At 35.0% G+C, this 13,439-nt stretch carries 11 protein-coding genes; 3 read left to right on the top strand and 8 right to left on the bottom strand.

What is annotated here, in order from left to right; all coding sequences use genetic code 11:
• Positions 1-904: 904 nt before the first annotated feature.
• Entirely contained in the window at positions 905-2,482 is a 1,578-nt protein-coding gene (locus BT156_RS06145) for a hypothetical protein (protein ID WP_072408211.1), read from the top strand.
• 294 nt (positions 2,483-2,776) lie between these two features.
• Here BT156_RS06145 and BT156_RS06140 read toward each other — a convergent pair whose 3' ends face one another.
• From BT156_RS06140 to BT156_RS06105, 8 genes are all read right to left on the bottom strand, one after another.
• On the bottom strand, positions 2,777-4,489 hold the full coding sequence (locus tag BT156_RS06140) for an adenosylcobalamin-dependent ribonucleoside-diphosphate reductase (RefSeq protein WP_072408209.1): 1,713 nt from the start codon (positions 4,487-4,489) through the stop codon (positions 2,777-2,779).
• 41 nt (positions 4,490-4,530) lie between these two features.
• Complete coding sequence (locus BT156_RS06135; protein WP_072408413.1) at positions 4,531-5,898, bottom strand: MBL fold metallo-hydrolase RNA specificity domain-containing protein; 1,368 nt, start codon at positions 5,896-5,898, stop codon at positions 4,531-4,533.
• Between the two features lie 107 nt (positions 5,899-6,005).
• The gene (locus BT156_RS06130) at positions 6,006-6,434 is read right to left on the bottom strand and encodes an Hsp20/alpha crystallin family protein (RefSeq protein WP_072408207.1); all 429 of its coding nucleotides are present in this window, start codon (positions 6,432-6,434) and stop codon (positions 6,006-6,008) included.
• A gap of 87 nt (positions 6,435-6,521) precedes the next feature.
• Positions 6,522-6,884 carry a Rossmann-fold NAD(P)-binding domain-containing protein gene (locus BT156_RS06125; protein WP_072408205.1) on the bottom strand — a complete coding sequence of 121 codons (363 nt, stop codon included), beginning with the start codon at positions 6,882-6,884 and terminating at the stop codon, positions 6,522-6,524.
• 79 nt (positions 6,885-6,963) lie between these two features.
• A complete protein-coding gene (locus BT156_RS06120; RefSeq protein WP_072408203.1) occupies positions 6,964-8,016 on the bottom strand; it encodes a response regulator in 1,053 nt (350 codons plus the stop codon).
• A 17-nt stretch (positions 8,017-8,033) separates the two neighbouring features.
• A complete protein-coding gene (locus BT156_RS06115; protein ID WP_072408201.1) occupies positions 8,034-9,230 on the bottom strand; it encodes a PAS domain-containing sensor histidine kinase in 1,197 nt (398 codons plus the stop codon).
• Positions 9,231-9,406: 176 nt separating this feature from the next.
• Positions 9,407-10,282: a universal stress protein gene (locus BT156_RS06110; RefSeq protein WP_072408199.1), complete on the bottom strand. Its 876-nt coding sequence runs from the start codon at positions 10,280-10,282 to the stop codon at positions 9,407-9,409.
• 7 nt (positions 10,283-10,289) lie between these two features.
• Positions 10,290-11,660, bottom strand: a complete 1,371-nt coding sequence (locus BT156_RS06105; RefSeq protein ID WP_072408197.1) for a L,D-transpeptidase family protein — start codon at positions 11,658-11,660, stop codon at positions 10,290-10,292.
• Between the two features lie 252 nt (positions 11,661-11,912).
• On the opposite strand from BT156_RS06105, the gene BT156_RS06100 reads away from it, so the two are divergent.
• Together BT156_RS06100 and BT156_RS06095 are read left to right on the top strand one after the other, a co-directional pair.
• Positions 11,913-12,542 carry a hypothetical protein gene (locus tag BT156_RS06100; RefSeq protein ID WP_072408195.1) on the top strand — a complete coding sequence of 210 codons (630 nt, stop codon included), beginning with the start codon at positions 11,913-11,915 and terminating at the stop codon, positions 12,540-12,542.
• A gap of 181 nt (positions 12,543-12,723) precedes the next feature.
• A complete protein-coding gene (locus BT156_RS06095; RefSeq protein ID WP_072408193.1) occupies positions 12,724-13,386 on the top strand; it encodes a BON domain-containing protein in 663 nt (220 codons plus the stop codon).
• Positions 13,387-13,439: the final 53 nt, after the last annotated feature.

The raw sequence follows: 13,439 nt of genomic DNA, 5'->3' as shown, positions 1-13,439 counted from the left end.
AGAAGACTTTTCCAATTTAGTTATTTTTCCTTTAATTCCGGATACAAAAAATCCCATCGCTTCCGCTCGGAGATTTTATATTCAATCAGTCTGTGGCCATTGCTTATTTTCTTCTTTGAAAACAAAATAATATGACTATCAGAATATTACATTTCTTCAGATCACTTCGTTCCTCACCTAAAGATACGCTTGAATTTTAAACTAACTCCGTAGAATCCTCGATTTCTTAAACTGTAATCTTTTTCTGATCTTTTTCACACTTTTAAAAGAGAATAAGAATTGTGTCCTAATAAAGACAGTACTTCTCATTTTCACAGTTTTTTTTGTATTGGCTTTTATCAGAGAGATCAACGATTAATTAATTGATTTAATTATTTACATTTAAATTAATAATACATTACGCAATTATAAATTAATTCTATTCTATAATATTTATTTCGGATTTATAATTAATTATTTCTATATTTGAATAATTGATTGGTTAAAAACCAATATTGTCTAAAAATAAATGTAAGTTCTACTTAATCTTAATTTTTGGATTTAACTAAAAACTAATAGAAAACTCGAATGAAATATTTTTTTATAAAAATATTTTTTGGAAAGATTATATTTTTTTTCTATATAATTGTTTTCATTAAGCCAGGCTCCCAAATATACTTGGAAGAGAACATGGTAATTTTTGCCGATAATTCTATTTATAAGCAGAGTCAATTAGCATTTTTATTTTTCTGTATAAATCGTGACATCATTTACAAACCTTGCTATTCAACTTTTCTGATCGCTTCACGATCCTTTCGTGCACCACCTTACATTTCATTATTTGAATTCAATCTTAATAAAAACTCTATCGTAATATAACCTTCATCTTTTGTAAAACCTCAAATAACCTATTAAATTTAATACCATGAGAAAAAAAATCGTTCTTTTAGGCTCAATACTAATTTTTGGACTGGCCTACTCCCAAGTAGGGATTAATACTGAAAATCCTAAAACTACCCTCGATGTTAGTGCACAACGAGATGCAGCTGGAATTATTACCAACAACAATCAAACAATCGGACTTCAGGCTCCACGTCTTAGCAGGGCTGAACTTACATCAAACACGGCAACCTATGGTGTAGATCAGAAGGGAGCACTTATATACATTACAGATATAAGCGGTGGGGACACATCAGGCCAAAGAATCAATATAACCTCCATTGGATACTACTTTTTTGATGGTGCTCTCTGGAATAAAATAGGAGGATCTATTGGTACAGCAGGTGTTGATAATACAAATGATGAATGGATAAATACAACAGGCAGTGTTATTCTTGGGAAAAAATCAGACGGAATCACAGCCCGTGATACAGAAACTGATTTTGTAATTCAGGATAGCGGGAATACCGGAATAGGTACTGTATCACCTAACGGTTCCGCTTTGTTAGATGTACAAGCTACAAATAAAGGATTTTTACCTCCGCGTGTTGTATTGTCCAGCAGTACTTTTCAACTTAATCCCTCAACTGCCAATGCGACAGGACTTTGGGTATATAATACCGGAGGAGCCGGTAATTTGCCAGCAGGATATTATTACTGGGATGGGCTACTTTGGAAAATCGTACAGGCAACTACTTCCATTGCTCCAGTTATAACAAGTTTGCAATGTAACACGGCTTATCTTAATCCAACTTCTTATACCGCAGGGGTACCTTTTAATGGAAACTTAAGAGTAGTTTACACCGAGGGTAATGGAGGAAGATATGATTCAGGAGCTCCTTTTACAATAAACGGGCTTACTTTCCAATTACGCCCTGGTAATTTAGAATACGGAGATGGAGAATTAGTTTTTTCGGTAACAGGAACGCCAATTAATTCAAACGCCATGGTTATTCCAATGTCAAATTCTTTAATTCCATTTCTATCTGTCTCACAAAACTGTACCGTTACATTAGGTAATAACAGTCGTGCAGATATTGCATCAGTAGCTGTTATGGGATATCCAACCTTATATACGGATGCAGCCAATGGAAAACAGTCTCACTGTATCATCTTAGGTAGTCCTGATGGGAAATATGCAATACGTGTCATCATGGATACAACCAACCCCGCAACGACAGCTCGACCTAATGTTCAATTAATTAACCTTACAGGATCTTCAGTTGATTTATACTGGAATTACAATACAGAATATGGAGGTATTCTTATAGATGCCGGAGTAATGACTACCCCCCCTTCTGTATGGGGCGGAGCAATTAGCGGTGGCTCAGCTTGGGTTTCACAAAGTACGGGAGCATTAGGCAATGCATATTGGGGAAATGAAGGCATACTAGATGCCAATAGCAATGGTCCGGAACACAGAAGATATTCCTGGATAGACTCTAATCTAAGTTCTAAAACGGCTTATACTGCCACTATTATGGCCGGTGCTCCTACATCAGGTGCTGCAAGGCCTGATCGAACTAAAGTTTTTATAAAACTGGAACAAGTTAAAGCTCAATAGACAGCTAGCTTATTTAATTTCTAAAATTAGATTCGGATGCCAGGATGCTAACAGGAAAAATGCTTTTGCAATACATATAGATGATAGTATCGATTAGCAAATGTTAAGAAAATTCATATGCATATCCGGATTTGTTGGGAATTTGTTTAAAAATATAATTCGATGTATTCTCTAGACAATTGCCCAACTTTGAAACGTTCCTTATTTTATAATACATCAGCGATTCTAAATACACTATGATAGCAACTACCGTACTTATGCGGTAGTTGCTTAAATTATCATCCAGTTCTATCTTCAACACCCATTAACATTACATTTTTGAAGTACCTGACCTACTCTGCTACCATAACGATACACCGTTATCCCTTTAAGGCCGTATTTATACGCAGTTTGGTAAATATCTGCAATATCTCGTACGGTAGCCTTTTCAGGGAGGTTTATGGTTTTAGAAACCGCATTGTCAGTATATTTTTGAAATGCTTTTTGATGTAGCAAATGATATTGCCACGGAATATCTAAACCTGTCGTAAAAACAGCGCCTATTTTCTTAGGAATATTTTTCAACCCATTTAAACTTCCAGTTTCTATAACAACCCGCTCCATTTCTTTATTCCATAAATCCAAGTCTTTCATTTTTTGAATAAATACATCATTGATTTCAGTTTGGATTTTACCGCCTAAAATACCCATCCGTTTGTAAGCCAACGCAAATAAAGGTTCTATGGAATAAGAGGTATTGGCAATAACCGAAATGGTTCCGGTAGGAGCAATACTGTTGCAGGTTGCATTTCTCATCTTTCTATTGGAAATCCCAAATTTACTGATTTCCCAGCTTGGAAAAGTGCCATGTTCCAGTGCCAGTTTTTCTGAAGCATCATAACTTTCTTTCTGAAAGAACTTCATGAGTTTTTCTGCTAATAACAAGGCTTTTTTGGATGCGTATGGAATATTTAATAGAATGAGCAATTCTGCCCAGCCCATTAATCCTAATCCTATCCTTCTGGACTGTAAAGTTGTGATCTTAATTTCCGGAAGCGGATAGTGGTTGAGTGTAATGACATTATCCAGAAAACGGATTCCAATATGAATAATCCGGGATAATTCATCCCAATTTATTTCATATTTCCCATTATTAAATATTGCTATTTTTGAAAGATTAACTGAACCCAGATTACAGCTTTCGTTATTAAATAAAGGAACTTCTCCGCAAGGATTGGTTGCCTGTATTGTACCAAGATCAGGTGTAGTATTGGCATTGTTAATGGCATCAAGAAAAACCAATCCAGGATCACCCGTTTTCCATGCTTGCTGTACAATCAATTCCCAGAGTGATTTTGCAGATATGACTCGGGCTACCTTTTGAGTATGTGGATTCATAAGCTGCCAATCCGAATCCTCTTCTACTGCTTTCATAAAAGAATTACTGATCCCTACCGAAAGGTTAAAATTTTCTATAGATTTCTTATCCGATTTTGACATGATAAATTCTTCGATATCCGGATGATCAACATTTAAGATTCCCATATTAGCTCCTCTTCTTTTGCCTCCCTGTTTTACATATTCAGTTGCAGCATCGTAAATTTTCATAAAAGAAACCGGACCGCAAGATTCTCCCTTGCTAGAACTTATCAAATCTCCTTTGGGGCGAAGATTTGAAAAATTAAACCCAGTACCCCCTCCACTTTGGTGGATTAAAGCCGCATTTTTAAGGGTCGTAAAAATACTTTCCAAACTATCTTCTATGGGCAATACAAAACAAGCACTTAATTGTGCCTGGTCACAGCCTGCATTCATTAGTGTTGGTGAATTAGGCAGGAATTTTAATTCACTCATTACTTTATAAAAGGCTTTGTTCCATTTGGCTGTATCTTTTTTTTCGCAAGCGGAAACATATTCTGCAACCCGTTTGAAGAGCGCATCTGGAGTTTCTGTTAATACCCCTTTATCATTTTTCAGAAGATAACGGTCTTCTAGAATCTGTATGGCATTTTTGGCAAGAAGTTCCATAAAGTAAATTTTAAATCAATTAAACGACATCATCCCTTACCTCAACAAACTACCTCCTCATCTTTAATTAAAATTTTAACAGGTATCTTCAAATCTGTTTGAATTTTAACTCGCAATGCTTCTTGTGCAGAGGATTCGCCGTGAACCAGCATGATTTGCTGAGGAGGATTCTTATATTTTCTTATCCATTCCATCAGCTCAGATTGATCAGCATGGGCAGATAATCCTGTTAATTCTACTATATTTGCTTTCACCGGATAATATTTCCCGTGAATTTTCAACTCATGAGAATCATTAAGCAATGCTCTTCCGCGAGTACCTTCTGCCTGAAACCCAACAATCAACACTGTATTCCTGCTATTTCCTATATCATGTTTTAAATATTCAAGCACACGCCCTCCTGTCAACATGCCACTTCCTGCAATAATTATTTTACTTTGCTTATCATGAACGATTTCAGCAGTATTCATATATTCTCTATTAATATTGATATGATCAATAATTTCCAGCCATTTTTCTTTATCTACAGTAGTATATTCTGCATATTCAAGCATAATATCTGTTGCAGAAGCAGCCATAGGGCTATCCAATATTATGGGGAGATCATGTGGGATTTTGTTCTGTTCCTTTAGCTGAGAAAGAATATAAATAACTTCCTGTGCTCTGCCAACAGCAAAACTGGGAATAATTATATTTCCGTTGTTTTTGATTGTAAAATTGATCCAATGCTCTAAACTATCGTATAAATTTGTATTGTCATGAAGCCTGTCTCCGTAAGTGGATTCCATCACTAAAAGATCTGCTTTGGTGAAAAAATCAGGTGGAGGTAGAATTGCACTGTGGTTTCGACCTATATCCCCGGAAAAAACAATGGTCTTATCAAAGCATACAATTTCTACAGAACAAGCTCCAATGATGTGACCGCAGGTTTTGAATCTGCATTGTATATGTTCGCTTAATTTGATGCTGACATTTTCCTTAACAGTATAAAATTGTTTAAAAGATTTTTCAGCATTATTTACCGTATACAGAGGTTTTGCCGGATTATGCTTGGTATAATGATGATAATTGGCTTTTTCGGCATCTTCTTCCTGTAATTTTGCGCTATCTAATAAGATTAATTTCGCCAATTCCTTCGTAGGCTCTGTCATATAAATTTTACCTTTAAAACCATTTTTGACAAGAAGAGGAATATATCCACAGTGATCCAGATGGGCATGGGTAAGAATTACAATATCTATTTCTTCGATATCGATGTTTAACGATTTCCAGTTTTGTTCACGAAGAGATTTTAACCCTTGAAATAATCCACAATCTACTAATATGTTAAGCTCACTCGTTTTTAACAGATGTTTGGATCCGGTAACTGTTTCGGCTCCTCCAAGAGATTTTATAATGATTGTATCCATTTTTTTATTTTTATAAACCTGTTGCCCATCCAGCGAATCCTGATTACAGGACATTTAAATAAATCCGTAAAATACACAACAGGTTTTATGAATTAACACTAAAAAAATTAGCGTATTTTAATCTCCTTTACCTCTTTTTTATCCAGATTGGTTTTATTAATCGTAATATTTAATAATCCACCTTTATAATTGGCTTTTATATGCCCCAAAGTAATATTGTCGGGTAAACGGAAGCTGCGGGTAAATGAGGAAGCTGAAAATTCTTTTCTTACATAATTTTCTTTTTCTTCTTTTTTCTCGGCACTGGTTTCAGCACTGATGATGAGTGATCCGTCTTCAACTGCTACTTTGAAATCTTTTTTCTTAAATCCCGGCGCTGAAACTTTTAGCTTATAAATACCATTCTTATCAATGATATTAACGGTAGGTTCCATTTTGGCTGATTCACTTAGGAATCCTTCTTTGTTCCAAAAATCTTCTATTGTAGTTGCAAGTGGAGATTGGGCGATTTGATTGGGGGTTTCTAAAGTTTTCATAATAAAATTATTTTTAGATTTTAATACTTCAAAGGTATAATGGAAATAATTTTAAGATAATGACCTTAGTTTCTTTTGGGTATGATTCTAATCACTTTCTTCCCAGGCATCCAGAATTTCAATTATTTTGAAAACTGCTAATCTTGAGTCAGCAATTTCAATAACAATGCATTTCAATCCAAAATTTCTAATAAATGATAAGTCAGCGGAAAGGTGATCCTGAGATCTGAATATTAGATACTGTACTCCTAAGGAAAGAAGTTTCAGAATCAGGTTCTCTGAAAGTTGACTTCCGTGATCAATGATGATGACAGCACGTTTTGCTTCTGCAAAATCAGCTGTGGTTTCATTCAAGGGATATGTTATAATCGTAATTTTATGTTTTTTACGATTAGCAAGCGCAAGAAGTACCTTATTTTCCTGATCTATATTATAAACTATGACTTTCATACCGTCTTTTCAATAATCAAATGTATTGAACTCTACAGAACTGGCTCATGCATGATGTCATTATAAAAAGTGATAGATATTAGTTTTTTAGCTTTTGAAGTCTTGGAGCATCAAGTATCGTAATCTTACCCGCTCCTCTATCGATTAATTTTTCATCTTTGAAATCGCTGAGAATACGACTTACCGTTTCTATAGCCATCCCCGCCATAGAAGCAAGATTTTCCCTGGAAATTTCGAAACTTTCGGTATGGGGGTGTTTTGTATGTAGTCTAAGGAGTACCTCCGCCATTCTTTTTCGTACAGAAAAATAAGCAAGCTGCAGTAAATGCTCTTCATGATCAATCACATGATGGGCAAGAATCTTGATGAATTTCCCTGCTATATCAGGATATTTATAGAGTAACTGATCTATTACTTCTCCCGGAACTGAACATACTGTAGCATCTTCCAATACCTCAGCAGTCTCTTTGTATTCCTTTCCGGTAAATACTGAGGTAATCCCAAAATAATCTTCCGGGCTATGCACCCCTGTCATAAGCTCTTTCCCTTCTTCTGTCATTTTTGTGGTTTTTACAGCGCCCGAAATAATGAGATAAACCGCGTTTGCTGTATCACCTTCGTAATATATAATTTGCTTCTTTTTAAAAGACTTTATTTTTCGCTCGTCGAAAGCTTTTTTTAATTCATCAAGCCCATTTGAAGCCTGAAACAAATTGCTCATTTGAGTAAGATTCGAGCTATAAAGCCTTTTCTGGCGCTCTTTCTTTTTCAAGCGACTTTCAATCGCACTCAAAAGCTCAATATCGTCAAAAGGCTTAGTGAGATAATCATCAGCGCCCATTTCTATCCCCTTCCGTACCTCAATTCTATCTGCTTTTGCGGTAATAAAGATAAAAGGGATCAATGCGGTATCTTCTCTTTTGCTTAAAAGATACAGGACTCCGTATCCGTCAAGTTCCGGCATCATAATGTCGCAGAGTATGACATCCGGTGTATGTTTAATGGCCAGATCTACACCTTGTTTACCATTAGAAGCCTGAAACACTTCATAATCGGCAAGCTCAAGAATTTCCGAAGTGCTTTCACGGATATCGGCATTATCCTCAATAATCAGTATACTTATTTTTTCCATTTGGTTTGAAGATATTATTAAAGGGCATCATTTTTTTTAAATGATAATGTAAATTTAGTTCCAATTTCAGATGTACTCTCAAAATGAACCTGCCCGTTCATTAGGCTTACATATCGACGTACAATATTGAGTCCCAAGCCGGTTCCCGGAATATTACCTGTATTATGCGCTCTAAAAAAGGGCTGAAAAAGAGCAGAATGATCTTCCTGGGGTATTCCTATCCCATTATCTTTTATGGTGAAAATATATTCTTCTTTATTTATTTCTGAAGAAAATTCAATCAACGTATGCTCTCCCGAATATTTTATAGCATTACTCATCAGGTTTATTAAACAATTCCTTAATAAATTTTGATCCAGATGTATTTCACTTTCTGATCCCGTATGCTGATAAATAATTATTTGGTCTACTTTTGTTATAAGCTGCATCTCTTCCGTAAGCTCTTCAGAAAACTTAATGACATCAAATACATCATAATTGGGCGATATCACACCTGCTTCCAGCTTTTCTAAGGAAAGAAAATCATTGAGAATAGAATTCAGGCTGGCAATTGCATTTTTTATCTTATGAAGATGTTTTAATATTTGGATATTATCGGAAGCTTGAAGATATTTTTCAATAAGTACCGCAGAAAGCTGCATGGAACTTAAGGGGGTACGAAATTCATGTGACGCCATTGATACGAAACGGCTTTTCATCCGATTCAGTTGTTTTTCTTTTTCCAGGGCTATACTAGCTTCTTCTTTTGCTTTTTCCAATTCATGAAGCATTTTTTTTAGGGATTTCGTCCTGCTTTCGACCAATTCTTCCAGCTCACCGGCATAATTTTTAAGGGATTCTTCAGCTTCTTTTTCTTTGGAAAGATCATGGATAAAACCTGTGTAAATTACTCTGTCCTGATATTGTACTTCGCTTACAGCAAGCCTGAAAGGAAATTTTGATCCATCCTTCCTTAATCCCTGTACTTCTCTTCCTTTGCCTATTATTTTTTTTTCGCCGGTATTTTGATAATTAAGCAAATAACCATCATGCTGACTTTTATCGGGTTCCGGCATCAAAACTGAAATATTTTTTCCTATGAGCTCCACTTCTTTATACCCAAATATTTTTAGCGCAGAGGGATTCATACTTTCTATTCTCCCTCTGTTATCAATGGTAACAATACCATCAATTGCTGTTTCTATAATAGCATACAAAAGTTTAGCACTTTCCATAATCCGTATATTAAACCATCATATAAAGTTATGGATTGCAGCACGAATAATACTATATAAATATTAAAAAAATGTTAAAACATCAAATTGTAATTAATTATTCTCAATAAACAAGAATAAAAAAATTGAAATATAAAATAAAATTCCCCAAGACAGAGCCTGAGGAATTCTTTAACTTAAAAAAACAGCTGATCAATTTCCGGAATGATTAATAGTGGAATTTCTAACTCAGCAGCTTGTGTTGCAGCATGGCTGCTCTTGGTAAATTTTTCGAGAAAACTCCTGTGGTCATGCCCCATTACCAATATATCAATATCTTTATTTTTCAGTATATCTAAACCATAATCTATATTTTCGCTGTAAATACAGTTATAGCAGACTTTACCGTCCAGAGCCTTTAAAAACACTTTTTTTTTATGCTCGTATGCCGTATCTTCCATAACATCATTTGTACTCTGAATAATGTGGGTAATTAAAAGTTCAGCATCAAAGTATTTAGCAAATTTCACCAATGCCTGTGCTATTTTTATATCTTTTTTACTCAGATCTGTGGCAAAAGCAATTTTCTCTAATTTTTTATATTTATGATTTTGTGGTACTAAAAGAAGAGGGTGCTGCGTATTGTTAATCATTTTAAGGCTATTGCTTCCAAAGAAAAAACGGGAAAGTTTTCCGGCTCCGGTCATACCCATTACAACAAGCAGCGTTTTATTATTTATTGCTGTATTATTAATTACCTGTACAACATCCCCAGCCTCACACGTATAATATATTGACGGATGAAAAGGAAAAGCATTAACACCCCATATAGTATTTCCTTTTTCTTCTAATGTTTTTACCAGCTTTCTTAATTCTTTACTGTTTTCTTCCTGTAAGGCCGGATAATCATATAAAGCCCATGAAACCTGTCCTAACATCGGGCTTTCGGTGGGTAGGTTAAAAGCATAGCACAAATCAATATTGGCTTTCAGAGCTTGAGCCATATGCAAAGCATAATATGCTGCATTTTTAGATGGCTTTGAAAAATCAGTGGGTACTAGAATTGTTCTCATCGTTTAATTATTTATTTAGGTTAAATTTATTTTCGAGCGAATCATCAAAATGGTAGATATCTTTATATAATACCGGTTTTCCATCTTTTATTAAGCAAGTCAGATACGTAATGACGACAGGAACCGGTTGCTTTAAAACAAAATCTTTTCTCTTATATTCAGCCATTGCATTTTCAAAAACAGGGATATCACTTTCTGCTCCATCATATCTTAATAACAGTGACGCAAGTTCCTTAGGCTTTTCTACGCGGATGCAACCGTGACTTAAGGCTCTCTCGCTTTGATTAAACAATTGTTTTTGAGAGGTGTCATGAAGATATACTCCATAAGAATTTGGAAAACGAAAAACGACAGCTCCTAATGCATTGTCACAGCCCGAAGATTGTCGTACACTGTAATGATAGGGATTTTGACGGATCTCTTTAAGCTTCGACGAGCTTATTTCAACTTCATTGCCATGTCTGTCATAAACTGCATAATGATGGTCTTCCAAATACTGACTGCTTTTTAAGATCTTTGGAAGCATCTCTTTTACGAAAATACTTTGAGGAACTTTCCAGTCAGGAGCTGTTGTAAAATAATTGATCCTGCTTTCCAGAACCGGAGTTCTGGTAGTTGGTTTTCCCACAATCACTTTGAAATCAAATACGGCATCTTTCTGATATAATTCAAGTGTATAAGACGGTATATTGATCAAAATATAAGGTTTACTTTCATTATCAATCCATCTCAAACGTTCCATATTGATCATGATTTTTTCTATTTCAGGATGAGAATCCATACAATCATTTTCTGTATAAAAAACATTTAAATAATCCTGAAAGTCTGTATAAGCTTTAATCTTAGGCTGAACCTCAAGTGCTTTAAGAAAATCTGTCTGTTGTCTTGCATCCAGCAGTATGTCATCTGCACGAAATTCATGAATAGCATTAGTATCAATATTTAATGAATTATACAACGGATTATATTTTCCAAAATGAAGATTATTGATGAAGGTAATCAGGGCATCAGTCATTAAAACATCAAACAGAGCCTTTTCTTTTTGATCTGCTTCAGCAGAAATATTTCTTAATTTTCTTAATTTCTCTAACGAAAGAGTCTCCAAATGATAATCAGATAAAGGCAATCCAAATCGATAAGAATATTCCAGCAGAAGCATCGCTAGTTCTGGCTGATCCAGCTTCTGTACGCCATGTATCCAGGCATATTCAGAATTATTCTTGGCATAAAACCGCATGACCGATTTTGGATAATGCAGTTTCGAAAGAATAACAGTGTCTTTAAGCGAGGAAGCGATCTGATTGGTTATCTTCAAGTCCTGAGCCTGTGCAATAATAACACTGCAAAGAATAATTGTGAAGTTCAAAAGAGTTTTCATAATCTATAAATTATGTAGCAAATTTCTAAATTATAACCTGCTTAGATAATGACTGCCATCACGTAAAAAAATGATATGCAGCTAAATACAGCTTCTATTTCAAAAAGAACAACAGATTTCCAACACTTTAATCTGACTAACATCAATTTTAACCGTGACAGGCATCATTTAATTTCCACTATGGTTTCAAGACCTTTGGATAGCTTAATTTCTATCATGATTAAGCTAACAATCTAATAAAGAAATAATAACATGAAAAAATTACAATATCATAAGCTTATCCTTTTTACTGTATTTTCTTTAACAGTATTTGCAAATTCCTGCAGTTCAACCAGCATAGTCAGCAGCTGGAGAGATCCTGCGAAACAAATTCATGCTTCAGATTGGAAAAAAGTATTAGTAGTAGCCTTATTGAGAAACGAAACCAATCGCCGAAGCGCCGAAGATGAAATGGTAAAATACCTCCATGGAAAGGGTATTACCTCTTACAGTTATCTGGATGAAAATTTTAACAGGAAAGACGAACAGGCTCTCAGGAATAAAATAAAGAAAGACAGCTTTGATGCTGCCGTCACTATGCGTTTGATAGATGTGGATAAAGAAAAGGTGTATACTCCCCAGCAATATTACATGTATCCAATGTATTATGAGGACTTCATTACCTACTATTACAGAAACTGGATGTATTACAATATTCCCGGCAATTATACCATCACCAAAAAATTCATTATTGAAACTATTATCTATTCTATTCAGGATGATAAAATAATATGGTCAGGAATTACAGAAACATATGATCCGAAGGGAGTAAAAAGACTAACGAACGAAATTGCCCGCACTCTCCGTAATAAAATGCAACAGGAGGGATTTATTGAAAAATAATTAATACAAAATAAAGTAACACCCGCCATGATCAATGTAAAAAAAGAAGGTATCATCCCGGGAAAAACCAATCATGGATTTGAAAGCCCAGGAGTTTTGAATCCGGCCGGCCTACGTGAAAATCATGATACGAAAGTACGTAGCTGATTAGAATTTTTTAATTACAAAAAAAAAATAAGAAATGAAAACAAATGAAGAATTACAAAAAGATGTTCAGGACGCCATTCAATGGGAGCCTCTATTGCAATCAGCAGAAATTGGAGTTATTGTAAAAGACGGGATTGTTTCATTAACGGGTACTGTTGACAATTACGCAAAAAAAATACAGGCTGAACATACCGCAAAAAATGTTTTGGGAGTAAGAGTACTGATAGAGAATATCGAAGTAAAATTACCCGATCCACGGGTAAAAACTGATCTTGAAATAGGCAAAGAGATTATTGCCGCATTCAAATCAAACTCCTTTATTCCAGAAGAAAAAGTAACTGCAAAAGTAGAAAGAGGATGGGTGGATCTGGATGGTGAAGTAGCCTGGAACTATTTAAGTGAGATTACAGAAAATGCCGTAAGATATCTTCCGGGAGTTAAGGGTATTTATAATAATATCATCATCAATCCCGAAATCCAAAACACCGTTGAAAAAAGTGATATTAAAAAAGCACTTAAAAGAAGCGCAATTGATGATAGTGATATTAATGTATCAGTATCAGGAACAACAGTGACATTAACCGGGACAGTACACACCTGGCAACAAAGAGAAGAAGCAGAACGTATTGTCTGGAAAACACCGGGCATACAGCGAGTCAAAAATGAATTAAAAGTAGATTATGAGTACAATCTATAATTCTTCTCCAGTTACTAAAAGTTTCAGGCTATAAATTTTCACTTATCAGCTGA

Origin of the sequence: Chryseobacterium limigenitum, assembly GCF_900114875.1 — a bacterium.
In the GTDB taxonomy this organism is placed as follows: Bacteria; Bacteroidota; Bacteroidia; order Flavobacteriales; family Weeksellaceae; genus Chryseobacterium; species Chryseobacterium limigenitum.
Note: the sequence above shows the minus strand (reverse complement) of the source record. Positions and strands in the feature narration are given on the sequence as shown.

Coding starts and splice junctions, on each gene's coding strand:
- BT156_RS06095 (WP_072408193.1), top strand. CDS start 12,724: ATGAAAACAAATGAAGAATTACAAAAAGATGTTCAGGACGCCATTCAA.
- BT156_RS06130 (WP_072408207.1), bottom strand. CDS start 6,434: ATGAAAACTTTAGAAACCCCCAATCAAATCGCCCAATCTCCACTTGCA.
- BT156_RS06140 (WP_072408209.1), bottom strand. CDS start 4,489: ATGGAACTTCTTGCCAAAAATGCCATACAGATTCTAGAAGACCGTTAT.
- BT156_RS06145 (WP_072408211.1), top strand. CDS start 905: ATGAGAAAAAAAATCGTTCTTTTAGGCTCAATACTAATTTTTGGACTG.
- BT156_RS06100 (WP_072408195.1), top strand. CDS start 11,913: ATGAAAAAATTACAATATCATAAGCTTATCCTTTTTACTGTATTTTCT.
- BT156_RS06125 (WP_072408205.1), bottom strand. CDS start 6,884: ATGAAAGTCATAGTTTATAATATAGATCAGGAAAATAAGGTACTTCTT.
- BT156_RS06120 (WP_072408203.1), bottom strand. CDS start 8,016: ATGGAAAAAATAAGTATACTGATTATTGAGGATAATGCCGATATCCGT.
- BT156_RS06110 (WP_072408199.1), bottom strand. CDS start 10,282: ATGAGAACAATTCTAGTACCCACTGATTTTTCAAAGCCATCTAAAAAT.
- BT156_RS06115 (WP_072408201.1), bottom strand. CDS start 9,230: ATGGAAAGTGCTAAACTTTTGTATGCTATTATAGAAACAGCAATTGAT.
- BT156_RS06105 (WP_072408197.1), bottom strand. CDS start 11,660: ATGAAAACTCTTTTGAACTTCACAATTATTCTTTGCAGTGTTATTATT.
- BT156_RS06135 (WP_072408413.1), bottom strand. CDS start 5,898: ATGGATACAATCATTATAAAATCTCTTGGAGGAGCCGAAACAGTTACC.